The sequence below is a fragment of the Comamonas sp. CAH-2 genome, assembly GCF_009668305.1.
Lineage (GTDB): Bacteria > Pseudomonadota > Gammaproteobacteria > Burkholderiales > Burkholderiaceae_C > Comamonas > Comamonas aquatica.
The window spans coordinates 30,806-55,680 of sequence record NZ_VSWF01000009.1 but is presented as its reverse complement, the minus strand read 5'-3'; the positions used below and the strand labels follow the sequence as shown (position 1 = coordinate 55,680).

Annotated in this window: 17 protein-coding genes, 4 tRNA genes and 1 riboswitch; of the genes, 12 read left to right on the top strand and 9 right to left on the bottom strand. The window is 63.7% G+C overall.

All coding sequences use genetic code 11. From position 1 onward, the window contains the following. Positions 1 to 54: 54 nt before the first annotated feature. Positions 55 to 1,152: a chorismate synthase gene (gene aroC / locus FYM52_RS07810; protein WP_042412249.1), complete on the top strand. Its 1,098-nt coding sequence runs from the start codon at positions 55 to 57 to the stop codon at positions 1,150 to 1,152. A gap of 162 nt (positions 1,153 to 1,314) precedes the next feature. Here aroC and nrdR read toward each other — a convergent pair whose 3' ends face one another. From nrdR to FYM52_RS07795, 3 genes are all read right to left on the bottom strand, one after another. After that, complete coding sequence (gene nrdR / locus FYM52_RS07805) at positions 1,315 to 1,764, bottom strand: transcriptional regulator NrdR (RefSeq protein ID WP_042412247.1); 450 nt, start codon at positions 1,762 to 1,764, stop codon at positions 1,315 to 1,317. A gap of 12 nt (positions 1,765 to 1,776) precedes the next feature. Beyond that, positions 1,777 to 3,021, bottom strand: a complete 1,245-nt coding sequence (glyA, locus tag FYM52_RS07800) for a serine hydroxymethyltransferase (protein ID WP_042412245.1) — start codon at positions 3,019 to 3,021, stop codon at positions 1,777 to 1,779. 35 nt (positions 3,022 to 3,056) lie between these two features. Continuing rightward, positions 3,057 to 3,216: riboswitch (ZMP/ZTP riboswitch) on the bottom strand. Between the two features lie 104 nt (positions 3,217 to 3,320). After that, positions 3,321 to 4,169 carry a lytic transglycosylase domain-containing protein gene (locus tag FYM52_RS07795; RefSeq protein WP_045266486.1) on the bottom strand — a complete coding sequence of 283 codons (849 nt, stop codon included), beginning with the start codon at positions 4,167 to 4,169 and terminating at the stop codon, positions 3,321 to 3,323. A 528-nt stretch (positions 4,170 to 4,697) separates the two neighbouring features. Here FYM52_RS07795 and FYM52_RS07790 point away from each other — a divergent pair. Then, on the top strand, positions 4,698 to 8,390 hold the full coding sequence (locus tag FYM52_RS07790) for a DUF748 domain-containing protein (protein ID WP_162524677.1): 3,693 nt from the start codon (positions 4,698 to 4,700) through the stop codon (positions 8,388 to 8,390). Positions 8,391 to 8,541: 151 nt separating this feature from the next. Next, positions 8,542 to 11,070, top strand: a complete 2,529-nt coding sequence (locus tag FYM52_RS07785) for a DUF349 domain-containing protein (RefSeq protein ID WP_154163679.1) — start codon at positions 8,542 to 8,544, stop codon at positions 11,068 to 11,070. Positions 11,071 to 11,203: 133 nt separating this feature from the next. Here the strand turns inward: FYM52_RS07785 and FYM52_RS07780 are convergent. From FYM52_RS07780 to FYM52_RS07765, 4 genes are all read right to left on the bottom strand, one after another. After that, a tRNA-Leu gene (locus FYM52_RS07780) sits at positions 11,204 to 11,288 on the bottom strand. Between the two features lie 76 nt (positions 11,289 to 11,364). Next, positions 11,365 to 11,449, bottom strand: a tRNA-Leu gene (locus FYM52_RS07775). Positions 11,450 to 11,536: 87 nt separating this feature from the next. Then, positions 11,537 to 11,621: transfer RNA gene (locus tag FYM52_RS07770), tRNA-Leu, on the bottom strand. A gap of 140 nt (positions 11,622 to 11,761) precedes the next feature. Beyond that, positions 11,762 to 11,846, bottom strand: a tRNA-Leu gene (locus FYM52_RS07765). Between the two features lie 33 nt (positions 11,847 to 11,879). Here FYM52_RS07765 and rnr point away from each other — a divergent pair. Further along, positions 11,880 to 14,204, top strand: coding sequence for a ribonuclease R (gene rnr, locus FYM52_RS07760; protein ID WP_154163678.1), 2,325 nt, complete (start codon positions 11,880 to 11,882; stop codon positions 14,202 to 14,204). 173 nt (positions 14,205 to 14,377) lie between these two features. Here the strand turns inward: rnr and FYM52_RS07755 are convergent, their stop codons facing one another. Both FYM52_RS07755 and FYM52_RS07750 read right to left on the bottom strand, forming a co-directional pair. Then, on the bottom strand, positions 14,378 to 15,889 hold the full coding sequence (locus tag FYM52_RS07755) for an NAD(P)H-hydrate dehydratase (RefSeq protein WP_154163677.1): 1,512 nt from the start codon (positions 15,887 to 15,889) through the stop codon (positions 14,378 to 14,380). An 8-nt stretch (positions 15,890 to 15,897) separates the two neighbouring features. After that, a complete protein-coding gene (locus FYM52_RS07750; RefSeq protein ID WP_154163676.1) occupies positions 15,898 to 17,148 on the bottom strand; it encodes an FAD-binding oxidoreductase in 1,251 nt (416 codons plus the stop codon). 346 nt (positions 17,149 to 17,494) lie between these two features. Here FYM52_RS07750 and rpsB point away from each other — a divergent pair, with 346 nt between their 5' ends. From rpsB to rseP, 8 genes are all read left to right on the top strand, one after another. Continuing rightward, positions 17,495 to 18,247, top strand: a complete 753-nt coding sequence (rpsB, locus tag FYM52_RS07745; protein WP_042412231.1) for a 30S ribosomal protein S2 — start codon at positions 17,495 to 17,497, stop codon at positions 18,245 to 18,247. Between the two features lie 105 nt (positions 18,248 to 18,352). After that, the gene (tsf, locus tag FYM52_RS07740; RefSeq protein ID WP_042412229.1) at positions 18,353 to 19,243 is read left to right on the top strand and encodes a translation elongation factor Ts; all 891 of its coding nucleotides are present in this window, start codon (positions 18,353 to 18,355) and stop codon (positions 19,241 to 19,243) included. 69 nt (positions 19,244 to 19,312) lie between these two features. Continuing rightward, complete coding sequence (gene pyrH / locus FYM52_RS07735) at positions 19,313 to 20,035, top strand: UMP kinase (RefSeq protein WP_042412227.1); 723 nt, start codon at positions 19,313 to 19,315, stop codon at positions 20,033 to 20,035. A gap of 71 nt (positions 20,036 to 20,106) precedes the next feature. Then, positions 20,107 to 20,667 carry a ribosome recycling factor gene (gene frr, locus FYM52_RS07730; protein WP_042412225.1) on the top strand — a complete coding sequence of 187 codons (561 nt, stop codon included), beginning with the start codon at positions 20,107 to 20,109 and terminating at the stop codon, positions 20,665 to 20,667. A 25-nt stretch (positions 20,668 to 20,692) separates the two neighbouring features. Continuing rightward, entirely contained in the window at positions 20,693 to 21,424 is a 732-nt protein-coding gene (gene uppS / locus FYM52_RS07725; RefSeq protein WP_154163675.1) for a polyprenyl diphosphate synthase, read from the top strand. Positions 21,425 to 21,438: 14 nt separating this feature from the next. Continuing rightward, the gene (locus tag FYM52_RS07720; protein WP_154163674.1) at positions 21,439 to 22,290 is read left to right on the top strand and encodes a CDP-archaeol synthase; all 852 of its coding nucleotides are present in this window, start codon (positions 21,439 to 21,441) and stop codon (positions 22,288 to 22,290) included. After that, positions 22,290 to 23,468 (top strand): 1-deoxy-D-xylulose-5-phosphate reductoisomerase, encoded by a 1,179-nt coding sequence (gene ispC, locus FYM52_RS07715; protein ID WP_154163673.1) that lies wholly within the window; start codon positions 22,290 to 22,292, stop codon positions 23,466 to 23,468. The genes FYM52_RS07720 and ispC overlap by 1 nt, the downstream gene beginning before the upstream one ends. Before the next feature lie 33 nt (positions 23,469 to 23,501). Continuing rightward, a complete protein-coding gene (gene rseP, locus FYM52_RS07710; protein WP_154163672.1) occupies positions 23,502 to 24,860 on the top strand; it encodes an RIP metalloprotease RseP in 1,359 nt (452 codons plus the stop codon). Positions 24,861 to 24,875: the final 15 nt, after the last annotated feature.

The following is a 24,875-nucleotide window of genomic DNA, read 5'->3' as shown; positions in this document are numbered from 1 at the left end:
CTGCGGAAGCCACGCCAAGGCGTGACGGGTTGCGCATGCATAATTCAGCGCACTATGAGCGGCAATACCTTCGGAACACTTTTCACCGTCACCAATTTTGGCGAGTCGCACGGCCCAGCGATCGGCTGCGTCATCGATGGCTGCCCCCCAGGGCTGCCCTTGACCGCGCAGGACATCCAGGCGGACCTGGACCGTCGCCGTCCCGGCACCAGCCGCCATGTGACGCAGCGCCAGGAACCCGACCAGGTGGAAATCCTCTCGGGCGTCTACGAGGGCGTGACGACAGGCACTCCGATTGGCTTGCTGATCCGCAACACCGACCAGCGAAGCAAGGACTACGCCAACATTGCGCAGAGCTTTCGCCCCGGGCATGCGGACTATGCCTACTGGTACAAGTACGGCGTGCGCGATCCGCGCGGTGGCGGACGCTCGTCGGCCCGCCTGACGGCCCCCACCGTGGCGGCCGGTGCGGTGGCCAAGAAGTGGCTGAAGCAGAAATTCGGCACCGAATTCCGCGCCTGCATGACCCAGATCGGGGAGCTGCCCATCGGCTTCGAAAGCTGGGAGCATGTGCCGCACAACCCCTTCTTTGCGCCCGTGGCCGATGTGCAGGCGTTCGAGGACTACATGGATGCGCTGCGCAAGTCCGGCGACAGCTGCGGCGCCCGCATCCGCGTGCAGGCCACGGGCATGCCCGTGGGCCTGGGCCAGCCGCTGTACGACCGGCTGGATGCCGACATCGCCTACGCCATGATGGGGCTGAATGCCGTCAAGGCGGTGGAGATCGGTGCCGGCTTTGGTAGCGTCGCCCAGCGCGGCACCACGCACGGCGATTCGCTCAGCCCCGAGGGTTTCCGCAGCAACCACGCCGGCGGCATCGTCGGCGGCATCAGCACCGGCCAGGACCTGGAGGTGAGCATCGGCATCAAGCCGACCAGCTCCATCCTGTCGCCGCGCGAGTCGATCGATGTGCACGGCCACAGCACGGAAGTCAGCACCAAGGGCCGGCACGACCCCTGCGTGGGCATCCGCGCCGCACCGATTGCCGAGGCGCTGCTGGCGCTGGTGGTCATGGACCACGCGCTGCGCCACCGCGCGCAATGCGGCGATGTGCAGTGGACAGTGCCGCCGATTCCTGCGGCAGCGCCCTGAGGGCCGTAAAAAAGATAGCTCTTGGCGCTGGATAAATCAGTGGTTCAAGGTCTTAATGGCCTGAAGTGCTGAATCCTGGCGCGCCAGCAGCTCTCTTTTTCAATCCGCTGAAGATAAAAAAGGCCGCATGCAGCGGCCTTTTTTCATGGGGTGGCGTGGGCTTCAGGTGCGCACTTCGTCCACCAGCAGCTTGAAATCGTCAATGTCCTCGAAGCTGCGGTAGACGCTGGCAAAGCGGATGTAGGCCACCTTGTCCAGCTTGCGCAGCTCGTGCATCACCAGCTCGCCGATGCGGCTGGAGGGCACTTCGCGCACGCCGGCGGTCAGCAACTGCTCTTCCACGTGCTCGATGGCCGCATCCACCTGGGCGGAGGCCACCGGCCGCTTGCGCAAGGCCAGGGCAAACGAGGCCTGCAGCTTGTCGCGGTTGTAGTCGATGCGCCGGCCGTCTTTCTTCACCACGGTGGGAAAGCTCACGTCGGGGCGTTCGTAGGTGGTGAAGCGTTTGCCGCAGCTCAGGCACTGGCGGCGGCGGCGGATGAAGGCCCCTTCCTCGGCCACACGTGTTTCCACCACGGCGGAATCAGGGTGGCTGCAGAACGGGCACTTCATGCGGTCGCCGGATTACTGGTAGACGGGGAAGCGGGCGGTCAGCTTGGCCACTTCGGCACGCACGCGCGCCAGGTTGGCTTCGTCGTTGGGGTTGTCCAGCACGTCGGCCACCAGGTTGGCGGTGATGCGGGCTTCCTCTTCCTTGAAACCACGCGTCGTCATGGCGGGGGTACCGACGCGGATACCGCTCGTCACCATGGGCTTTTCGGGGTCGTTGGGGATGGAGTTCTTGTTGATGGTGATGTGGGCTGCACCCAGGGCAGCTTCTGCGGCCTTGCCGGTGATGCCCTTGGCACGCAGGTCCACCAGCATGACGTGGCTCTCGGTGCGGCCGGAGACGATGCGCAGACCGCGGGCGGTCAGGGTCTCGGCCACGACTTGGGCGTTCTTCACGACTTGCGCTTGGTAGGCCTTGAACTCGGGGGTCAGGGCTTCCTTGAAGGCCACGGCCTTGCCGGCGATCACGTGCATCAGCGGGCCACCTTGCAGGCCGGGGAAGATGGCGCTGTTCAGCGCCTTTTCGTGTTCGGCCTTCATCAGGATCACGCCACCGCGGGGGCCACGCAGGCTCTTGTGGGTGGTGGTGGTGACCACGTCGGCGTGGGGCACAGGGTTGGGGTACACGCCGGCGGCAATCAGGCCAGCGTAGTGGGCCATGTCCACCCACAGGATGGCGCCGACTTCCTTGGCGATCTTGGCAAAACGCTCAAAGTCGATGCGCAGGGCGTAGGCCGAGGCGCCAGCGACGATGATGCGGGGCTTGTGCTCACGCGCCAGCGCTTCCATCTTGTCGTAGTCGATGGCTTCTTCGGCGTTCAGGCCGTAGGACACCACGTTGAACCACTTGCCGGACATGTTCAGAGGCATGCCGTGGGTCAGGTGGCCGCCTTCGGCCAGGCTCATGCCCATGATGGTGTCGCCGGGCTTGGCAAAGGCCATCAGCACGGCCTGGTTGGCCTGCGAGCCGGAGTTGGGCTGCACGTTGGCGGCTTCCGCGCCGAAGAGCTGCTTGATGCGGTCGATGGCCAGCTGTTCCACCACGTCCACGTTTTCGCAGCCGCCGTAGTAGCGCTTGCCGGGGTAGCCTTCGGCGTACTTGTTGGTCAGCTGGGAGCCCTGGGCTTCCATCACGGCGGGCGAGCAGTAGTTCTCGCTGGCGATCAGCTCGATGTGCTCTTCCTGGCGGTGGTTTTCAGCCTGGATGGCCGCAAAAACTTCGGGGTCGACGATCTCGACGGTATTGGTGCGTTGGAACATGGTTTGGCAGTCCTGTGAACTTGTATTCCCTTGAAAAGGGCTGCCCAGGCGAACGGCTAAAGACGCCCGATCAGTCTGGGCGGTACGCTCCCCGGTGGTTGGCACAGGGTCGGCAAGCCGCCCTGTACAGCGATTCCACGTCAGTGCGGAGCCCGGAAGGCGGGCGCGCACCTATCGCCAGTTGCGTACCCTGCAAGTGTAGCCCAGGCCACCGGCCCCGGAAAACAACACAGCGCAAGCACCGCGTCGGCGCTGGGCCATTGCGGGTGCTTGCGCTGCGGGCGCGATCCAGGCGGGGATTACAGGTTGGAGCTGCGCGCCAGGGTGCCGTCGTCGTGCACGTTGCTGGCGGCCACGGCCTCCGTGGCCTGGGCGGCTTCGGGGGTGATCAGGCGCTTGGCCACCAGGGCCGGGCGTGTGGATGTGGTCGGGGTGGTGCTGCCGGCCACCTGGCGCAGGCGGCGGTGCTCGGCCATCACCTTGGAGGCGTAGCCTCCGTCGGAGTTCAGGTTGGCGGCGCCGACGTAGTACTTCAGCGCCCCTTCCACGGAGCCGGTGATGCGGATGTAGTCCTTGAGGATGGCCACGCCCACGCGCAGATTGCTCAGCGGGTCAAATGCCGCATGGTTGCCGCCGAAGTTCTCGTACTTGTCGGTGTGCACCTTGGTCATCACCTGCATCAGGCCTTGCGCGCCGACCGAGCTCTGGGCAAACGGGTTGAAGCTGGACTCCACCGCCATGATCGCCAGGATCAGGGTCGGGTCGATCCGTTGCTGCGTGCCCAGCTCGAAAGCCTCGGCCACGATGGCGGCAATCGGCTCGGCCGCGACCTTGTACTTCTTGCTGATCCAGTAGGCGACTGCGGCCTGCTCCTTGGGCAGCTCCTTGGGGTTGGCCGCCGTGGTGCGCTCAATGGCTTCCGGCTCGGGCGTGTAGCCGACCACGGCCACATGGCGCTCTTGCAGCCAGTCGCGCAGCTGGGCTTCACCCTGGGTGCGCAACTCGGGCTTGGCCACGAGGGCCACCACAGCAAAAGCAACGGCCAGGCCGATCAAGGCGAAGCTGTTGTGAATGATTTCTAAAAAGCCTTCGGTGACATCCGACGCAAAGGTGCGTACGGCGCCCACCCAGTTTCCCGGCTTGGACATGGCGTTTCCTTTCTGGAGGCTGGGGTGGAGTGCCCGTAGGGGGCGTTCCTGCGCGCCAGCCTGAGATCCGATAGCTACTGTTTCATGCGCTTACTCAGCGCCTCGAGGGCATGAACATCCCCAGGCGGGGATTGAAGTAACAACGATTGACAATCTTGCGATTTGAAGAGGGCGGATTCTAAATTTGCTCCAAATTACCAGTCAATACTTTAAAAGTAGTTTTTTATTACTTTTTGATCTTATTTGGCGATGCGGAATGCGGGCTACAAGCCGTAACTGCCTGTAAAAGCTGGGTTTGCGGCGTTTGTCAATGCCTTGGGCGCTATCAAACTGGGGGTGTGCTTATTTGATTTTTAAATTCATCAATCTGTTCGATAGTTGAAATATTTGAGAATGGCGCTGGATATGACAATTGATGACGTATCCCTGCTTGGATCAGTGTTAATTTTTTGGTGGGCTTCACCGGGGCGCCGGCGCGCGCGTTAAGGTTCAAGCGGGGCATCACCTATGTACGGAGCAGGTTCAACAATGACAAATACACAACAAGCACGGCCGGGGATGGGGGTGGGGCGCAAGCTGGCGGTGGCCGCTGGCGCCGTGGTCTTGGTTTGGGGCGGGCTCTGGCTGGCCTTGCCCGGTGTGATTGCACGGCAGGTGCAGGACAAGGCCACTGAAGCCTTGGGGCGCAACGTCACTGTGCGCAGCGTCGAGGTGTCGCCCTGGTCGCTGGCCGTGGCGGTGCGGGGGCTGGAAGTGGCAGGCTTGCCGGGTCAGGCGCCCGCACTTTCTATAGAGCGTCTCTATATCAATGCCTCCGCCACCAGCCTGTTGCGCTGGGCGCCGGTGCTGGATGCGCTGGAGCTGGACCAGCCCATCGTGCGCGTGCGCCAGGATGCCCCCGGCCACTGGGACTTTGCCGATGTGCTGGAAAAGCTCCAGCAGAACCCCGAGCCCAAGGACCCCGAGGCGGGGCTGGCACGCCTGGCGCTCTACAACATCCAGATCCGAGATGGCCGCGTGGAGCTGGATGACCAGGTCGCCGGGGTGCAGCACAAGATTGAAGCGCTGCAGATGCAACTGCCCTTCATCAGCACGCTGCCTTCGCAGCGCGAGGTGAAGGTGCAGCCCCAGTTGTCCATGCGGTTGAATGGCAGCGAGCTGGCCACGCAGGCGGTGGCTACGCCCTTCGACGAAGCGCACCGCGCGCAGGCCAAGCTGCAGATTCAGCAGTTTGATCTGGCGCCCTATGCGCCTTACCTGCCGGCCAGTGTGCCGCTCCAGCTGCAGCAGGGGCAGCTGGATGCCGAGCTGCTGGTGGCCTTCGAACAGGTCGAGCAACCGACGGTGCAATTGCAAGGCAGCACGCTGCAGGTGTCCAACCTGCAACTGCAGGACCGTGCGGGCCAGCCATTGGCGGGGTGGTCGCAGCTCAAGGTCGAACTGGGCGATACGCGCCCCTTGCAGCAGCAGATGCGTGTGGCGGCGGTCAGCCTGCAGCAGCCTTTCGGGCATGTGCATCGCCGGGCGAATGGGGAATTCTTGCCCGCACCCGCACCCGCACCCGCACCCGCACCCGCACCCTCAGCGGCGCCGTCTGTGGCGGCGACGGATGCTGCACAAAGCATAGCTGCTAGCGCAGAGTGGAAGCTGCTCATCGACCGATTGGATGTGGAAGGTGGTTGGGCCAGCTGGCGCGATGAGATGGGGCAGGTCGGGGCCGCCTTGCGCGTCGACCAGCTGCAGCTGCAAGCCCGGGATCTGGCATGGCCCATGGGGACCGACGCCCAGTGGACGCTGGCGGCGCAGCTGCAGGGGGAAGACCGCGCCGCACGCGGCAGCCTGCGCAGCAGCGGCAAGGGGGGCATCGACCAGGGCCAGGCCTCGGTGGTGGTGGACAAGTTCGATGCCCAGGCCGTCCAGGCCTATGCCCGGCAATGGATCAAGCTGCCGGTGGGAGGCCTTGCCTCGCTGACGGCCGACGTGACTTGGCAGTCTGGCCAGGTCCAGGCCACGGTGCCGACACTGGCCGTGGAGTCGGTGGCGCTGGGGCGTGCGGCCGCCCCGGAAGTGGCGTGGACTGGCTTGCAACTGCGCAACCTGCAACTGGATACGGCCCGGCAGCAAGTCCTGGTGGAGCACGTCGGGCTGGAGGCGCCACGGGCCCGGGTGCAGCGCAATGCCCAGGGCCGCTGGATGTATGAGCAATGGCTGCAGCCCGTGGCCGGGGCGCCGGCCAAGGGGCGCGAGACGGTCACATCCCCGGCCGGCAAGCCCTGGCAGGTGCTGGTGCAGGACATGGAGCTGGCTGCCGGGCAGGTGGAGCTGACGGATGCCTCGCTGGGTGACATGCCGCTGGCGATCCGTTTGTCGGACGTGCAGTTGCGCATGCAGAACCTGGACAGCGTCAAGGGCACGGCCCAGGCCAAGCTGTCGGCCCGTATGGCTGAGCGCACGGGGCGCGGCGGCTGGGGCAAGCCGGGATCCTTGTCCTACGAGGGCGATGTACAGCTGGATCCGCTGATGACCAAGGGGCGGGTGCAGGTCAACGCCTTGCCCTTGCAGGCGTTTGAGCCGTACATGGCACCGCATCTGAATGTGCGCCTGGTGCGTGCCCTGGCCAGTTTTGATGGCACGGTGCAGTTCGCCCAACGCCCCAAGGGGCCGCAAATGCAGCTCCAGGGCCAGGGGCGGGTGACGGATGTGCACGTCCAAAGCCTGCTGGGGGATGCGCAGGCGGCTCATGCTGTCCAGGGGCCGCATGCGGCGACCGCTCTGGCCGCCGAAGACCTGCTGCGCTGGAAGCAACTGCGCCTGCAGGGAGTGCATGTGAACCTGCAGCCGGCGCAACCACCGCACATCCAGGTGCACAGCACCGAGTTGCAGGATTTCTTTGCACGGGTGGTGGTGTTGCCTGAAGGGCGGCTGAATTTGCAGAACCTGGTGAAGACGGCGCAGCCCGAGGGCGTCGACACCGCTGGTGCGGCTGCGCCAGCTCCTGCGGAGCAGGCTCCAGCCGCCAGTGCCGCGCCCGCAGCGCCGTCGGCGCGCATCGACATGGGGCCGATCACCTTGCAGGGCGGGGTAATCAAGTTTTCGGACTTCTTCATCCGCCCGAACTACACGGCCGACTTGACCGCCCTGCAAGGCAGTCTGGAGGCCTTCTCCTCGCAACCGGTCGCCCCGGGCGAGGCGCCTGCCTTGGCCAAGCTGACTTTGGACGGGATTGCGCAAGGTACGGCGCAGTTGCACATCGATGGACTGATCAATCCCCTGGCCCAGCCCTTGAGCATGGATGTGCGTGCCCAGGTGCAGGGGCTGGATCTGTCGCCACTCACGCCTTACGCTATTAAATATGTGGGGCACGGGATCGAGAAGGGCAAGTTCAGCATGGATGTGCGCTACCAGGTGCAGCCCGACGGGCAGCTCACGGCGTCCAACCAACTGGTGCTGAACCAACTCACCTTCACGGACCCGGTCGAGGGGGCGCCGACGTCCTTGCCCGTGCGTCTCGCGGTGGCGCTGCTGGCCGACAGCCACGGCGTGATTGACTTGAACCTGCCGATCAGTGGTTCACTCAACGACCCGCAGTTCCGCATCGCTCCTGTGGTCTTCAAGATCATCGGCAACATCATTCGCAAGGCAGTGACTGCCCCATTCAGCTTGCTGACGGGAGCGTTTGCGTCCGAGGACGACAAGAGCGATATCGCGTTCGAGCCGGGGCACTCCAGCCTTAACGCTCAGGCCCAGACCCAATTGCAGCAATTGGCCAAGGCCATGAACAGCAAGCCGCAACTCAAGCTCACCCTGGTTGGCCAGGCCAATGGCGCCACGGAAGCGGAGGGTTGGAAGCGTGCCCAGCTGGAGCAGTTGATGAATGGCCCCAAAGCCGAATCCGATGACGAGGCGCCACCCGAGCGCAGCGACAAGCAGAAGCTGGCGGCCCTCAAGCAGGCCTATCGCAACACGGTCAAGGACCGTCCACGCAACATGCTGGGCTTGGCCAAGGACTTGCCCGCCGAGGAGATGCAGGCCCTGATCCTGCGGGACATGGTGATTCCCGCCACCGCCTGGCCGGATCTGGTCACCGCGCGAGCCCAGAATGTGCGCGATTACTTGTTGGCCCAGGGGGTGGATCCTGGCCGCGTGTTTCTGGGCAACGCGGAAACCAAGGCTGCCAACCCGGCGACCCCTTCGGTGTTATTGAACATTTCTGTCCAGTGATACTTTGGGTCTTTGCAATTAGCGGCGAAAATACACGCTAACCAGCGCGCAAGCTGGGAGTGCAGCTTGCGAGCAAGACACAAAGCCCTTCATACCTTTGGGATGAAGGGCTGTTTTCCTATTTCATGATTCCTAATTTATCCGCAGCCACATGTCTGACGCACCTGAAATGAATCCCTCCCCAGCCAAGCAAGCAGAGGCTCATCCGCTCGATGCATTGACCGGCGGTGCGTTTTCTGCCGCGACCTCGGGTGATCGCGCTGCGCGCATCCGCGAATGGCTGGGTACGCAGCCGTCTGAGGAGCAATTGCAAGAAGTCTTCAAGGAACTGAGTGTGCGGGACAAGAGCGTGGCACGCCTGGTGCGCGAGCGCATCGACGATATCCGCCGTGTCAAGAGCCAGGAAGTGATTGCCGTGGAATGGGCGCAAAAGGCCCAGGACTTGCTGGCCGCGGCGCCGTTGAATGTGGCGGAGGCGGTGGCCTGGCAGCGGGATGCGGCCAGGGCTGGAGCCCCCTTGTCGCGCGAGCCCTTGGCCGGCTTGAAGCAGCAATTGGCCGAGCGGGTCAAGACCATCGAAGACCTGCAGCACCGTGTGCAGGTGCAGCGTGAGGCTGCGGTGCTGCTGGCGCAGCGCATCGAGGTGTTGTCCACCAAGTCGTGGCACGACGCGGCGGCCGCCCAGGAAGGGCTGCGTGCGGATGTGGCCAACTGGCAGGCCCAGGCGTCCGAGCTGACGGGTGACGCCAGCTGGCCCAGCGTGAATGACCGTTTCCCGCCACAACTGCAAAACTCGCAAACCCAGCTGCTGGTGGTGTGGGAAGCTTTCGAGTCGGCGCTCACCCTGACGCAGGCTGCGGCAGCCGATGAGCAGGCACCTTTGCCGCCTGTGCCCATGTGGGCCGATGAAATCCGCGTGGCCCGCGGCCTGCCTTCCGAGCTGGTCGCGGCCGCGCCCGCGAAGGCCGTGGCCAGCAAGCCTGCCAAGGTCGATGCCATGCACAAGCAACAGACGGCCGTGCAGGCCGTGCAGCCCGCGTTGCAGGCGCTGGCGGCGGCGCAGGACAAAGCAGCGGCGATTGCCGAGGTGCGGGCCTTGCTCAAGCAACAAGGGCGCTGGCTGGATGCAGCCACGGCCCAGCAAGTGCACGAGCAGTTGCTGGCTGCGGGCGACACGCAAGGCTGGCAGCCTCAGCAGGTCGACCGTGTGCGTGAAGAACTGGTGGCCAAGGCGGAGGGCCTGCTGGCCCGTCCCGAAGGTCAGGCCCTGGGCGGACGCAAGCTTCAGGAGGCTTTGCGCCAGTTGCGCGAGCAGTGGAAGCAGGCCGACCAAGGCGCTGCGCCCAACCATGCGCTGTGGAAAAAGTTTGACGATGCGTGCAACAGTGCCTACAAGCAGGTGGAAGCCTGGTTGGAGCGTGTGCGCGCGGAAGCCGGACAACACAAGGCTGCGCGCCTAGCGCTGATCGATGAAGTCAAGGCGTGGGCGGCGGCACACGCCCAGACCCAGGACTGGAAGCAGGCCACCCGCGCTTTGCGCCAGTTTGCAGAACGCTGGCGCGATGGTGGCCACGTGGGTGAAAAGCAGTTTGCCGAGTTGCAGACAGCTTGGAAGCAGGCCATGGCCCAGGCTGAAGCGCCGCTGCATGCCGCACAAAAGGCCAGCATCGATCGCCGCCATGCCATGATTGCCGAGGCACAGGTGCTGGCTGATGCACCCAGCCTGCGCATCGACGCCGTCAAGGCCTTGCAGCAGCGCTGGCAGGCCGAGGCGCAGGCCGTACCTCTGGATCGCAAGCATGAGCAAAAGTTGTGGGACACCTTCCGCAAGCCCCTGGATGAGGCTTTCGACCGCAAGGGTGCTGAGCGCAGCCGTGCGCCTTCTCTGGAGCATCTGCCTCCTCACGATCGTGCTGTGTTGGAAGCCGCCAAAGCCTTGCAGGCAGCGAATACCTCAGGTGATGCCTCGCAGATCCGGGGTGCCATGGCGGCTTTGGAAGCGGTGTTGCATGCACAGCCATCTGCAGAGACCGACGTTGCGGTGACCGAGGCAGCCTCCCATACAGATGCATCGCCGTCGGCGGTGGTCAAGCAGGATCGCCCTGTGGTGGCGGTGCGCGGTGATGACCGTCCGGGCGCGAAGAAAGAAGCCGTTGCGCCGGTGCGCGACCTGCGTGCTTCGGCGCGCAAGGATGCGCGTCCGCAGCGGGCAGAGCGTGGTCCGCGCCTGGGAGATGCGGCTTTTCGTGCCCAGCGTGAAGCACTGGAGGGGGCGCAATTCGCCTTGCGCAAACTGGCCGCGCAAGCCCATGGCGAAGCCGTGTCTCACTTGGTGGATGCCTGGGTGCATCGTGATGCCGAGCGTTTGCCGTCGGCCCAGGAGTTGGGCGGCAAGGTGACAGCGCAGGTGCGCAATGCCTGGGTGCAGGCTGTGGCCGCCCCTGCGACAGGGGATGCGGGCGAAGCCTTGCTGCGCCTGGAGATCGCGGCCGATGTGCCAACGCCTGCCGAGCACCTGTCTGCACGCCGCATGCTGCAACTGCAGCTGCTCACGCGCCGCAATGCTGCCACGCCGGACCAAACCTGGTCGCAGGACGTGGCCACGGTGCTGGCTGCCGCCCACTCGGATGCCGCAGCACGCCGTTTGCACAACGTGCTCAAACCGCTGATGCGCAAGTGATGGTGTGAAGGGGTGGGCAGGCGCCACCCCAATCGATGCAAAAAAGCCGCTGGATTCAGCGGCTTTTTTTATGGCGAAGAGTCGTAGGAGCCAACAAAAAAGCCATCGCGATAAAGCGATGGCTGGTTGTGTCTGGTGCCCAGGAGAGGACTCGAACCTCCACGGAGTTACCCGCTAGTACCTGAAACTAGTGCGTCTACCAATTCCGCCACCTGGGCAAAATCAACTGTTTGTTTGTAGGTGTGGTAGCACCCGACAGTGTGATTTTGTTGGCATCGACATGCCGCAAATTTTTGGTGCCCAGGAGAGGACTCGAACCTCCACGGAGTTACCCGCTAGTACCTGAAACTAGTGCGTCTACCAATTCCGCCACCTGGGCAAAAGACAGTTGTTTTTAATGAAGTGAGGTAGCACTCAACAATCTGCTTTTGTTGACGCATGCCGAACAGACATGCATCGCAAATTTTGGTGCCCAGGAGAGGACTCGAACCTCCACGGAGTTACCCGCTAGTACCTGAAACTAGTGCGTCTACCAATTCCGCCACCTGGGCTGATTTCCATCGTCAACTTTTAAGGGTTAACGCTAGATTTCAATTTTTCTGAATTTCAAATTCTACTTCCAAACAAAACGCTCACTTGGTAGTTTGTGAACTTTTTGTTTTCCGACGCTGCATGCAGTTGTCGTTAAACTTGGTGCCCAGGAGAGGACTCGAACCTCCACGGAGTTACCCGCTAGTACCTGAAACTAGTGCGTCTACCAATTCCGCCACCTGGGCTTTCAGGAAAGATTTAGATTGTATAGCAAAAAAATGGACCAACGCACCAATTCACGCAATTCGCTCAAAGAGATTGAAGGCACGGTGCAGGGGCATCGCGATGGGCACGGTTTCATCATCCGTGACGACGGTGAGGCGGACATCTTCATCCCCGCCAACGAGATGCGGGCGGTGCTGCACAAGGACCATGTGCGTGTGACCATCGTGCGTCAGGATCGGCGTGGCCGCCCCGAGGGGCATATCGTTGAGATCATCGACCGCCCCACCAAGACCTTGATCGGTCGCCTGTTGCAGGAAAGCGGCGTGTGGCTGGTGGCCCCGGAAGACAAGCGCTATGGCCAGGATGTGCTGGTGCCGCAGGGGGCCACCAGCCAGGCCAAGACGGGCCAGGTGGTGGTGGTGGAGTTGACCGAGGCGCCGGCGCTGTTTGGCCAGCCCGTGGGGCGCATCGTGGAAGTGCTGGGCGAGGTCGACGACCCCGGCATGGAAATCGAGATCGCGGTGCGCAAATATGGCGTGCCGCATGTGTTTTCGGAGGCCTGTCTGGCGGCCGCCAAGGCGCTGCCGGAAAAGGTCATGGCCAAGGACCGCAAGGGCCGTGTGGACCTGCGCGATGTGCCGCTGTGCACCATCGATGGCGAGGATGCCCGCGACTTCGACGATGCCGTGTATTGCGAGCCGGCCAAGGTTGGGCGCGCCAAGGGGTGGCGCCTGCTGGTGGCGATTGCCGATGTGAGCCACTATGTGCAAAACGGCAATCCCATCGACATCGATGCCTACGACCGCGCCACCAGTGTCTATTTCCCGCGCCGCGTGATTCCCATGCTGCCCGAGAAGCTGTCCAACGGCCTGTGCTCGCTGAACCCCGATGTGGATCGTCTGTGCATGGTCTGCGACATGCTGGTCACGGCCAAGGGCGAGGTGCATGCCTACCAGTTCTACCCCGGGGTCATGCACAGCCATGCCCGCTTCACCTACACCGAGGTGGCGGCCATCCTGTCGAACACCCGTGGGCCCGAGGCGACGCAGCGTAAGGCGCGCGTGCCGGACCTGTTGAACCTGCACGGCGTCTTCCGCGCCTTGCTGGAGGCGCGCAAGACGCGCGGCGCGGTCGACTTCGACACGGTGGAGACGCAAATCGTGTGCGATGAGAACGGTCGCATCGAGAAGATCGTGCCCCGCACGCGCAACGATGCGCACCGTCTGATCGAAGAGTGCATGCTGGCGGCCAACGTTTGTGCGGCCGACTTCATTGAACAGAATGGGCGCACGGCCTTGTTCCGCGTGCACGACAAGCCGTCGGCCGAGAAAATTGATTTGCTGCGCGGTTACCTGAGGGCGGTGGGTGTGAACCTGTCGGTGTCGGATACGCCCAGCCCGGCGGAATTCCAGGCGATTGCCGATGCCACCAAGGATCGGCCCGATGCCCAGCAGATCCACACCATGCTGCTGCGCACCATGATGCAGGCCATGTACATGCCGGACAACGGCGGGCACTTTGGTCTGGCGTTCAGTGCCTACACCCACTTCACTAGCCCCATCCGCCGCTATCCGGACCTGCTGGTGCACCGCGTCATCAAGTCCATCCTGAATGACGCCAAGTACAAGCTGCCCAAGTTGCCCGAGCCCGGCGAGGCCCAGGCCAAGCTGGCCAAGCGCCTGGCCAGCCGGGTGGGGGAGCCGCAGATCCAGCCGCGCAGCCGTGCCGTGATGGCCGAGCTGCAGGCCTGGGAAGCCGCAGGCCTGCATTGCAGCGCCAACGAACGCCGTGCCGACGAAGCCAGCCGCGACGTGGAGGCCTGGCTGAAGTGCAAGTACATGCGCGATTACCTGGGTGAGGAATTTGCGGGCGCGGTGACGGCGGTGACCTCGTTTGGCATCTTCGTGACCCTGGATGCGATGTATGTCGAAGGCCTGGTGCACATCACCGAGCTGGGGGGGGACTACTTCAAGTTCGATGAGCAGCGCCAGGAGTTGCGCGGCGAGCGCACCGGGGTGAGCTACACGATTGGCACGCGCCTGCAGGTGCAGGTCAGCCGCGTGGACCTGGATGGCCGCAAGATCGACTTCCGCATCGTGCAGGACGAGCAGGAGGCGCTGAACACGCGCAACCGGGGCGGCAAGCGCGCGGCGTTTGCTCCGCGGGGCGAGGGTGATCGCACGCACGAAGAGCCGGCACCCCGTGCCCGCAAGGACAAGGGGCGCGGCTATGGTGGCGCCGGTGCTGGTGGTGTCAAGGCCAAGCCGGCGTCCGGCAAGTCCTGGCAGGATCCGGCGGCCGCTGGCTTTGGTGCCGTGCGCGGCAAGCCGCACGCCGAGGACAAGCCGGCGGGCAAGTCCGGACGGCGCCGCCGCTGAGGCAGGCTGCCGCAACCCGGGGCGGGGCCCTGTGGGTTGCGCGGCTGTCGCCTGGCATGATTAGTTGGGTTGCCTTGAATCCAGGAGCTGCTCGCGCAGATCTGGCAAGGGTTTCGAATGGTTTTCTATTTGAAACGCTTGTCTAGTAAGCGCGAGCAGCTCTTTTTTTTTATTCAAAGACTTTGTAATTGCGCCTGGGCCAGCGCGGAAGCGATCAGGGCGCGCTGGGCCGGCCATTGGTCGGCCAGGGCGCCATGCTCCCACGCGGCCTGGCTGGCGACGGCGTGGGCGGGCAGGTCGGCCTGCCAGCGCGCGGCCAGGATGCCGGCCAGCACATCGCCGGTGCCGCCGATGGCCAGGCGCGGATTGCCCGTGGGGTTGATGTGCGGGGTCTCGTCTGGGCTGGCGATGATGCTGCCCGAGCCTTTGAGCAGCACCGTGCACTGCAGGTTGTCGGCCAGCGTCTGTGCCGCGGTCAGGCGTTGGGCTTGCACCTCGGCGGTGCTCTGGCGCAGCAGGCGTGCGGCCTCCAGCGGGTGGGGGGTCAGGATGGTGGCGTGGCCGCGTGCACGGCGGGCCTGCACAGCGTGGAGCAGGGGCTCGTCACGGGCCAGGGCATTCAGCGCATCGGCATCCAGCACCAGGCGCGGCGCCTGTTCCAGCACGGCGGGCAGCCACGCGTGCACGGCCTGCCCACCGCCGCAGCCGCACACCACGGTGGCGTGGGCCAGGTGGCCGCGGGCGCTGTCCGCATCCGGCAGCATCAGGTCGGGCAGTGGCGGGTAGACGCTGAATTCCGGGGTGTTCAACAGGTGCAGCAGGGTGCGGCCTGCGCCGTGGTGCAGGGCGGCGCTGGCGGCCAGGATGGCGGCGCCAACCATGCCCGGGGCGCCGCCGATCACCAGCACATCGCCAAAGCTGCCTTTGTGGCTGTCGTGCCGGCGCCTGGGTTGGGATGCCGGGCCGCTGAGCCAGGCGCTGGGGGGCTGTTGCTGCAACCAGTCGGTGCACTCCAGGTCGTCCCACCAGATGTCGCCGCAGGCGTCGCGCCCGTGGGCGGTGAACAGCCCGGGTTTCAGGGTCAGCAGGCTCAGGGTGTGGCGGCTGCTGGGCTGCCAGGTCTCGGGGGGCGTGTAGCCGGGGAGCCAGGTGCCGTGGTCGGTGTCCAGGCCCGTGGGCAGATCGACGGCGATCGAATGCCCGGCGCTGGTGTAACTGCGCTGCAGCAACTGCTGCAGCGGCGTGGCATCGGCATCACTGCGGGCGCGCTGGCCCAGTCCCAGTAGCGCGTCGATGACCACATCTTCGGTGGTCAGCGACGGAGTGGCGTGGGGCGACAGCCACTCCACCGGCGTTTGTCGGGCCTGCTGCCAGGCGGCATGGGTGTCGTCGCTGCACGCGTCTGGGTTGCCCAGCCAGTGCACGCCGACTTTCAAGCCGCGCCGCGCCAGATGGCTGGCTGCCACCAGTCCGTCGCCACCGTTGTTGCCCGGCCCGCACAGCACCCAGGCCTGGCGCGCCTGCGGCGCCACGGTGCGGGTCAGGTCGGCGATGGCCTGGCCGGCGCGCTGCATCAGGCTGGGGTGTTGGGGTTGGGTCAGCGCGGCCTGCTCGATGCTGCGGCTGGCTTGCGCATTCCAGAGGGGCCGTGATGTGGTGGCGTGCCAGTGAATGCGCTGCAGCATGGTGTCTCCTAAAACCGCAGGGGGCTGAAGGCCTGCATGTCGATGGCGGTGGGGCGGCCGGCCAGCATGTCGGCCAGGGCTCGGGCGCAGCCTGCCGCCAGGCTGGCGCCGTGGCTGCCGTGCGCCAGGTTGAGCCACACCCCGGGATGCCCACTGGCACCCACGGCGGGCAGCCCGTCGGGCAGGTGACCGCGCACGCCCCGCCACACCTGTACCTGCGGGGAGGAGAGGTGTGCGCCACCGGGGAACCAGTCGTTGAGCAGACGGTACATGCGTTGCAGTGTAGCGGTGTGGTGCGGGGTGCTGGCGGTGCTGTTCAGTTCCAGTCCGGCGGTGATGCGCACGCGTTGCCCCATCCGGGTGATGGTGGCCTGCTGCGCCCAGTCCATGACGCTGCCGCGCGGGGCCTGCAGGGCGTCGCGCACGGGGGCGGTCACGCTGTAGCCCCAGTTGGTCATCAGGGGTAGTTGCAGGCCCAGGGCCTGGCTGCTGAGTTGCTGGTGCGCGCCGGTGCACAGCACGATGGCATCGTGCAGGTGCAACTGCTGGGCGGTTTGCACCCCCAGTGGCTGGGTGCTGATGCGCTGGATGGGCACGCCGGTGTGGATGTGCGTGCCCAGGTGTTGGGCCTGCATGCGCAGCAGGTGGGTCCACAGCCGGGGGTTGATGGACTCGCCTTGGGGGAAGTGCAGTGCGCTCAGCCAGGCGATGTCCTGACCCAGGCTGGGTTCGATGCCCAGGGCCTGCTGCGGGCTCAGCAGTTGGCAGGCAATCCCCTGTTCCTGCAACAGTGGCAGGCGCTGCTGCCAGAACTCCAGTTCCTGCGGGTTGCGCAGCAGGATCAGTGCCCCGGGGCGTTGCTCGGCAATCGATTCCGGATCCTCGCAGTCTTGCCAGCGCAGGTCTTGGCTGTAGCTGGACAGGGCCTGCAAGGCGGAGAACAGGGGATGGGTGCCCTGTTTGAGGGCTTGTTTTTCGTGCTTTTTCCACTGGCGCATCCAGCGCCAGGTGTTGCTGCCCAGAAAGGTCGAGGCCTGCAGCAGACCGCTGCCCTTTTGCAGCTGTTTCAGCGGCATGCCCACGCCGGGTGCCGACAGGCTGGGCGCCACGCACGGTGACAGCCAGCCGCCCGGGGCAAAACTGGCCTCCTCGGCGGTGGCGTTCATTTGTTCATAGACGGTGACTTGGTGCCCGTCGCGGGCGAGTTCCAAGGCCGTGGAGATGCCGGTGATACCGGCTCCCACGATGGCGATATTCATGGCGTGTCGGGCGCAATTCGTGAACCCGCGATTTTGACGCGCAATTGCAGTCGTCAAGCACCCACTTCGCAAAGAAATATCAAGTGTGGGTCAGTGGGGCTGCGGGCGGGGTGGTTGGGTGAAATATGTGGGTGGCGGATGGGGTGCAAAAGGGTGAATCCACAGCGCAGCGCTGGAGGGCGGTCTGGCTTGTGCTAAAATTTTTCGGCTTTGCAGTTGACTGTCCGGTAAAACGCTGGGCGGGGCTGTCAAAGTGAATCGCAAATCAGCTCTCTTAAGGTGTTGCCAAACCTGGAGGTTTGCAAAATCGAGCTGCATTTAAGACCCAACCTTTTGGAGAAAAAACATGTCCGTTACCATGCGCGAAATGCTGGAAGCTGGTGTCCACTTCGGTCACCAGACTCGTTTCTGGAACCCTAAGATGGCTCCGTTCATCTTCGGTCACCGCAACAAGATCCACATCATCAACCTGGAAAAGTCCCTGCCCATGCTGCAGGACGCCCAGAAGTTTGCCAAGCAACTGGCATCCAATGGCGGCACCATCCTGATGGTCGGTACCAAGCGCCAAGCCCGTGAGCTGGTGGCTGAGCAAGCCCAGCGCGCAGGCGTGCCTTACGTGGATCAGCGTTGGTTGGGCGGTATGCTGACCAACTTCAAGACCGTGAAGACGTCGATCAAGCGTCTGAAGGACATGAAGGCTCAGCAAGAAGCGGGTCTGGAGTCCCTGTCCAAGAAAGAGCAGCTGATGTTCGCTCGCGAACTGGAAAAGCTGGAGAAGGACATCGGCGGTATTCAAGACATGAACACCCTGCCTGACGCCATCTTCGTGATCGACGTGGGCTTCCACAAGATCGCTATTTCCGAAGCCAAGAAGCTGGGTATTCCATTGATCGGTGTGGTGGACTCCAACCACAATCCCGAAGGCGTGGACTACGTGATCCCCGGTAACGATGACTCGGCCAAGGCTGTGGCTCTGTACGCCCGCGCTATCGCTGACGCCATCCTGGAAGGCCGCGAAGCCCGTCTGAACGACGTGGCCAAGGTTGCTGCCGGCGAAGGCTCTGACGAGTTCGTGGAAGTGGACGAATCCGCTGCCTAAGAGCTGGCTGCGCGACTCGTCGCGATAAGAAAGCGGGGCTCACGGTAGCCCCCTTTTTTTAAGCTGAAATCCTGTAACGATTTGAACTGAATACGGAGAAACAAGATGGCTGCAATTACCGCAAGCATGGTGGCTGAACTGCGCGCGAAGACCGACGCGCCCATGATGGAATGCAAGAAGGCCCTGACCGAAGCCGATGGCGACATGGCCAAGGCCGAAGAGTTGCTGCGCGTGAAGCTGGGCACCAAGGCTGGCAAGGCCGCTTCGCGCGTGACGGCTGAAGGCGTGGTGACCTCCTTCATCGACGGCAACGTGGGTGCCCTGATCGAAGTGAACAGCGAAACCGACTTCGTGTCCAAGAACGACAGCTTCCTGGCGATGGCTGCGGCGGCGGCCCAACTGGTGGCCAAGCACAATCCCGCCAACGTGGAAGCCCTGGGCGCCGTGGCTTATGAGCAAGACGGCTTCGGCCCCACTCTGGAAGACGTGCGCAAGGGCCTGATCGGCAAGATCGGTGAAAACATGTCCTTCCGCCGCTTCAAGCGTTTCGAAGGCAACCTGGCTTCGTACGTGCACGGCTCGCGCATCGGCGTGATCGTGGAATTCGAAGGCGATGCTGCTGCTGCCAAGGATGTGGCGATGCATGTGGCCGCCATGAAGCCTGTGGCACTGACCTCCGCCGACGTGCCTGCCGAGCTGATCGAGAAGGAACGCGCTGTGGCCGAAGGCAAGGCTGCCGAATCTGGCAAGCCTGCCGAGATCGTCGCCAAGATGGTCGAAGGCTCGGTGCAGAAGTACCTGAAGGAAGTGTCGCTGGCCGACCAGGTGTTCGTGAAGGCTGCCGACGGCAAGCAGACCGTGGCACAGATGCTGAAGGCTGCGAACACTACTGTGAAGGGCTTCACCCTGTACGTGGTGGGCGAAGGCATCGAGAAGAAGGCTGACGACTTCGCTGCTGAAGTGGCTGCCCAGATGGCTGCTGCCAAGGGCGCCTGATCCCCCTCTGGCGCTGACTGCTCTCGACCGATTTCCAACCCATAACCATTTACAACACCGGAGTTACCCATGACACAAGTCCAACCAGCCCACAAACGCATCCTGCTGAAGTTGTCTGGCGAAGCACTCATGGGGGACGACCAGTTCGGCATCAACCGCGCCACCATCGAACGCATGGTGGCCGAGATTGTCGAAGTGACCAAGGTGGGTGTGCAGGTGGCGGTGGTGATCGGCGGGGGCAATATTTTCCGCGGCGTGGCGGGCGGGTCAGTGGGTATGGACCGCGCCACGGCGGATTACATGGGCATGCTGGCCACAGTGATGAATGCACTGGCGCTGGCCGATGCCATGGACAAGCAGGGCTTGACCGCGCGCGTGATGTCGGCCATCGGCATCGAGCAGGTGGTGGAGCCTTATGTGCGCCCCAAGGCGCTGCAGTACCTGGAAGAAGGCAAGGTGGTGGTGTTTGCCGCAGGGACGGGCAATCCTTTCTTCACGACCGATACGGCTGCCGCCCTGCGTGGCGCGGAAATCGGTGCGGAAGTGGTGCTCAAGGCCACCAAGGTGGATGGTGTCTACACCGCAGATCCGATGAAGGATCCCACGGCCACCCGCTACACCAAGCTGGCATTCGACGAGGCGATTGGCCGTAACCTTGGCATCATGGATGCCACGGCTTTTGCGCTGTGTCGTGACCAGAAGCTGCCCATCCGCGTATTCTCCATCGTCAAGCCGGGCGCCTTGCTGCGCGTGGTCATGGGCGAGGATGAGGGCACATTGGTACACGCTTGATCCATTAACAGCGAGTAGAGGCCTTCCTTGTGTAAACAATGGAAGGCCATTTGCTTTCAGAGGTGATGAATATGACGATTGCTGAAATCAAGAAGAACGCCGAAACCAAGATGGGCCAGTCCCTCGAGGCTTTGAAGAACAACTTGGGGCGTATCCGTACCGGGCGTCCCAGCCCGCAGCTGCTGGATGTGATCCAGGTGGAGTACTACGGCTCCATGGTGCCGCTGTCGCAGGTGGCCAACGTGTCCCTGCTGGATGCGCGCACCCTGAGTGTGCAGCCCTGGGAAAAGAACATGGCGGCCAAGGTGGAAAAGGCCATCCGTGAAAGCGACCTGGGCCTGAATCCCGCATCGATGGGCGACCTGATCCGCGTGCCCATGCCTCCGATGAGCGAAGAGCGCCGCAAGGAAATGACCAAGCTGGCGCGCAACGAAGGCGAAGCCTCGAAGGTGGCGGTGCGCAACCTGCGTCGCGATGCGAACGAAGCGGTCAAGCGTCTGGTCAAGGACAAGGAGGCTTCCGAAGACGATCAGAAGCGCTCGGAAGCCGACATCCAGAAGATGACCGACAAGCACATTGCCGAGGTCGATGCCCTGGTCGCGGCCAAGGAACAAGACATCCTGGCGGTGTGAGAACCGGACACAGCCAGGACTGCCCATGACCTTTTCTTCTGCAGTGCCGCGCCATGTGGCGGTCGTGATGGACGGCAATGGCCGTTGGGCCAAGAAACGGTTTTTGCCGCGTCTGGCCGGGCACAAGCAGGGGCTGGAGTCGCTGCGCCGCTGCGTGCGCCACTGCATTGAGCGTGGCGTGCGGGTGCTGACGGTGTTTGCCTTTTCTTCCGAGAACTGGAACCGTCCTGCGGAGGAGGTTTCGGGCCTGATGAACCTCCTGGCCGGGGCCCTGGCGCGCGAGGTGCCCAGCCTGCACCAGGAAGGGGTGCAGCTGCATTTTGTCGGCGAGCGCAGCAGCTTGTCGGACAAGGTGGTGGCGGGCTTCCTGCAGGCAGAAGCCTTGACGGCCAGCAATGACCGTCTGGTGCTGAATGTCTGCTTCAACTATGGCGGGCGCTGGGACATCGCCCAGGCCGCCGCCGGCTTGGCTGCGCAAGGCATCGCCATCACCGAAAGCAGTCTGGGTGCTGCCCTGGCCATGGCCCATATGCCAGACCCGGACTTGCTGATCCGCACCGGGGGCGAATACCGCATCAGCAATTTCCTGCTGTGGCAGGCCGCATACTCGGAGCTGTATTTCAGCCCTGCCCTGTGGCCCGATTTTGACGCGGCGGAACTGGATGCCGCGATCGCCGAATATGCACGCCGGGAGCGTCGCTTCGGCCAAACTTCTGAACAAATAAATCAGTCATCCGAGCAGCGATTGACTGTCTGAAGGGAGACCGTCCCATGCTCAAGCAGCGAGTCATCACTGCCATCCTCTTGCTGGCCATTTTGTTGCCGGCCCTGTTTCACCCGAATGTGTGGCCGTTCAACCTGCTGGTGCTGGTGCTCGTAACGACTGGGGGCTGGGAGTGGGGGCGCCTGAATGGCTTGCAGCCGCTGGGGGCGGTGGCGACGGCCGTGGTGGCGGCGTTGCTGTGCGTGGCGACCTGGCAGATGGGGTGGTTGGCGCAGCCGCACCCTGTGCTGTGGCTGCTGGCCGGCACGGCCTGGGTGCTGGGCAGCGCCTGCCTGGTGAAGGCTGGCGTGCCGGGCTGGGCGAAGATTCCTTTGATCGTGCGCTGGTGTGCCGGCGTTCTGGCCCTGTGGGTGGCGGGACTGGCCATGGTGCAGGCGCGCCAGATGGGTGTGAATTTTCTGCTTTCCATCCTGGTGCTGGTCTGGGTGGCGGATGTGTTTGCCTATTTTGCCGGCCGGGCGCTGGGGCTGCGCTTCACGAAGGTGAAGCTGGCGCCTGCCATCAGTCCCGGCAAGAGCTGGGAGGGCGCCTGGGGCGGTGCTCTGGGCGTGGTGGCGCTGGCCTTTGTCTGGGTGGTGCTGGACCGTGCCAACCAGGTGCAGGCGCTGAGTTTTTACAGCCGCGTGTTTGACCGCGGCTGGTGGCTGCTGTTGCTAGCGGCCCTGTTCATGGCGGCCATGAGTGTGGTGGGGGATCTGGTGGAGTCTTTGATCAAGCGCAGCGCTGGGGTCAAAGATAGCAGCCAACTGCTGCCAGGGCATGGTGGGGTGCTGGACCGCATTGATGCGCTGCTGCCGACCCTGCCTCTGGCCATGATGCTGACTTCTTTGGTGCAGTGATGAAACAACGTTTGACGGTGCTGGGCTCCACGGGCTCGATTGGTACGAATACGCTGGATGTGGTGCGCCGCCACCCGCAGCAGTACGAAGTGTTTGCGCTCAGTGCCTCGACGCAGGTGGAGCTGATGCTGGCCCAGTGCGCCGAATTCCGGCCGCGCTATGCCGTGATGGCCAGTGCCCCGCATGCGGGGCAGCTGGCGCAGGATTTGAAGTCCAATGGCCTTTCAACGCAGGTGCTGCAAGAGCAGGATGCTCTGGAACAGATAGCATCTCACCCCGAAGTCGATGTGGTCATGGGGGCGATCGTGGGGGCTGCGGGTCTGTCGCCCTGCCTGGCGGCCGCTCAATCGGGCAAGCGCCTGCTGCTGGCGAACAAGGAAGCGCTGGTGGTCGGGGGCGCCCTGTTCATGGACACCGTGCAGCAGAACGCATGCACGCTGCTGCCGATCGACAGTGAGCACTCGGCGATCTTCCAGTGCCTGCCCGAAGATCGCAGCACCTGGTCCACACGCATTGACAGCCTGTTGCTCACCGCATCCGGTGGGCCCTTCCGCCAGCGCGATCCCGCCACACTGGCCGAGATCACGCCAGCACAGGCTTGCAACCATCCCAATTTCTCCATGGGGCGCAAGATCTCGGTGGACTCGGCCACCATGATGAATAAGGCCCTGGAGGTGATTGAAGCCCGCTGGCTGTTTGATGTGGTCCCCGAAAAGATCAAGGTGGTCATTCACCCGCAGCAGATCATCCACTCCATGGTGCAGTTCAAGGATGCATCTATCCTGGCGCAACTGGGCACGCCGGACATGCGGGTGCCGATTGCCTGTGGTCTGGCCTGGCCGGAGCGCATCGAAAGTGGCGTGGCGCCCCTGGACTTCACGGCATTGGCAGGCTTGACCTTTGAGGAGGCGGATGCGCACCGTTTTCCCGGCCTGCATTTGTCGTGGCAGGCGCTCAACGCGCCGGAGGGCACCACGGCCGTGCTCAATGCAGCCAACGAGGTGGCCGTGGCGGCTTTCCTGGCCGGGCAGCTGCGTTTTGATCGTATTCATGCCGTGAACCTGGAAACCTTGGGAACTTTGACGCCCTCGCAGCCCCGAAACGTGGGGGATCTGCTGGCATTGAATGATGAGGCGCGCAGCGTGGCTGCAGGCGTGCTGGAGCGTTTTGCGGCGTGATCGTGTGCGACTGCTACGGAGGATAAAGACTGCATGCTGACCTTGGTTGCCTTCATCGTTGCTCTGGGGCTGCTGATCGCCATCCATGAGTACGGCCACTACCGTGTGGCCGTGGCCTGTGGCGTCAAGGTGCTGCGCTTTTCCATCGGCATGGGCAAACCGCTCCTGCGGTGGAAGCGCCCTGGCTCGGACACCGAGTTTGTGATCGCCGTCCTGCCGCTGGGCGGTTATGTGCGCATGTTGGACGAGCGTGAGGGTGCGGTCCCCGCTGAGCAGTTGCACCAGGCGTTCAATCGCCAGCCTTTGCGCAAGAGGGCGGCGATTGTGGCCGCAGGGCCGCTGGCCAACCTGTTGTTGGCTGTGGCGCTCTACAGCGTGGTGAACTGGGTCGGTGTGGAGCAGCCCAAGGCGATCGTCTCCGCGCCGGAGGCCGGGTCACTGGCGCGTGCCGCGGGTCTGCAGGGAGGGGAGTGGATCCAGTCGGTGCAACTGGGTCAGGCTCCTGCACAGGCGGTGGAATCGTTCGAGGATTTGCGCTGGCAATTGACACAGGCGGCCTTGAATGCCCAGGACATTCGGCTTTTCTGGCGCGATACGCGCAGCGGCCGGCAGGGTGAGGGTGTACTCAAGCTGGCCGATCTGGGCAGTGCAGCGCTGGATCAAAGCATGCTGACAGCGATCGGGATTACTGCGCCCTGGACGCCGCCGGTGGTCGGGGCGGTCATGGCCAATATGCCGGCCGCCCGGGCGGGTCTGCAGGCGGGCGACGTGGTGCAGACGGTCAATGGCCAGCCTGTGGTGGATGGGGCACAGTTGCGCAGCCTGATTCGCAACGCCGCGCAGAACCCGCCTGTGGCGCAGGCCTGGGTGGTGGAGCGTCAGTCCCGTTTACAGACGCTGGAGGTCGTGCCCGAGCTGGCAACGACCGAGCAAGGTCAGATTGGTCGCATTGGTGCCTATATCGGTGGCATGCCCGCAATGGTGACGGTGCGCAAAGGCGCCTTAGATGGTGTGGTTGCTGGCGTGGTAAGGACTTGGGATGTCTCGGTCCTCAGCTTGCAAATGATGGGCAAGATGCTGGTGGGCGAGGCATCGTTGAAAAATCTCAGCGGGCCTCTGACCATTGCCGATTACGCCGGCAAATCGGCCAGCCTGGGCTGGATTCAGTATGTCTTGTTCCTTGCGCTCATCAGCGTGAGCCTGGGTGTGCTGAATCTGTTGCCGCTTCCTGTTCTGGATGGCGGGCACCTGATGTATTATCTTTGGGAAGGTGTCACAGGGCATCCCGTCAACGATGTATGGATGGAGCGTCTTCAGCGGGTGGGCATTAGCCTGTTGCTTGTGATGATGTCCATTGCTTTATTTAACGATATCAGCCGCATTTGGGGCTAAATCACCGCTCCTTTT

Bases quoted from the DNA above. Each gene is read 5' to 3' on its own strand.
- pyrH (WP_042412227.1), top strand. From the start codon at position 19,313: ATGACACAAGTCCAACCAGCCCACAAACGCATCCTGCTGAAGTTGTCT.
- FYM52_RS07720 (WP_154163674.1), top strand. From the start codon at position 21,439: ATGCTCAAGCAGCGAGTCATCACTGCCATCCTCTTGCTGGCCATTTTG.
- FYM52_RS07785 (WP_154163679.1), top strand. From the start codon at position 8,542: ATGTCTGACGCACCTGAAATGAATCCCTCCCCAGCCAAGCAAGCAGAG.
- rnr (WP_154163678.1), top strand. From the start codon at position 11,880: ATGGACCAACGCACCAATTCACGCAATTCGCTCAAAGAGATTGAAGGC.
- rseP (WP_154163672.1), top strand. From the start codon at position 23,502: ATGCTGACCTTGGTTGCCTTCATCGTTGCTCTGGGGCTGCTGATCGCC.
- FYM52_RS07755 (WP_154163677.1), bottom strand. From the start codon at position 15,889: ATGCTGCAGCGCATTCACTGGCACGCCACCACATCACGGCCCCTCTGG.
- glyA (WP_042412245.1), bottom strand. From the start codon at position 3,021: ATGTTCCAACGCACCAATACCGTCGAGATCGTCGACCCCGAAGTTTTT.
- uppS (WP_154163675.1), top strand. From the start codon at position 20,693: ATGACCTTTTCTTCTGCAGTGCCGCGCCATGTGGCGGTCGTGATGGAC.
- nrdR (WP_042412247.1), bottom strand. From the start codon at position 1,764: ATGAAGTGCCCGTTCTGCAGCCACCCTGATTCCGCCGTGGTGGAAACA.
- FYM52_RS07790 (WP_162524677.1), top strand. From the start codon at position 4,698: ATGACAAATACACAACAAGCACGGCCGGGGATGGGGGTGGGGCGCAAG.
- FYM52_RS07795 (WP_045266486.1), bottom strand. From the start codon at position 4,169: ATGTCCAAGCCGGGAAACTGGGTGGGCGCCGTACGCACCTTTGCGTCG.
- tsf (WP_042412229.1), top strand. From the start codon at position 18,353: ATGGCTGCAATTACCGCAAGCATGGTGGCTGAACTGCGCGCGAAGACC.
- FYM52_RS07750 (WP_154163676.1), bottom strand. From the start codon at position 17,148: ATGAATATCGCCATCGTGGGAGCCGGTATCACCGGCATCTCCACGGCC.
- ispC (WP_154163673.1), top strand. From the start codon at position 22,290: ATGAAACAACGTTTGACGGTGCTGGGCTCCACGGGCTCGATTGGTACG.
- frr (WP_042412225.1), top strand. From the start codon at position 20,107: ATGACGATTGCTGAAATCAAGAAGAACGCCGAAACCAAGATGGGCCAG.
- aroC (WP_042412249.1), top strand. From the start codon at position 55: ATGAGCGGCAATACCTTCGGAACACTTTTCACCGTCACCAATTTTGGC.
- rpsB (WP_042412231.1), top strand. From the start codon at position 17,495: ATGTCCGTTACCATGCGCGAAATGCTGGAAGCTGGTGTCCACTTCGGT.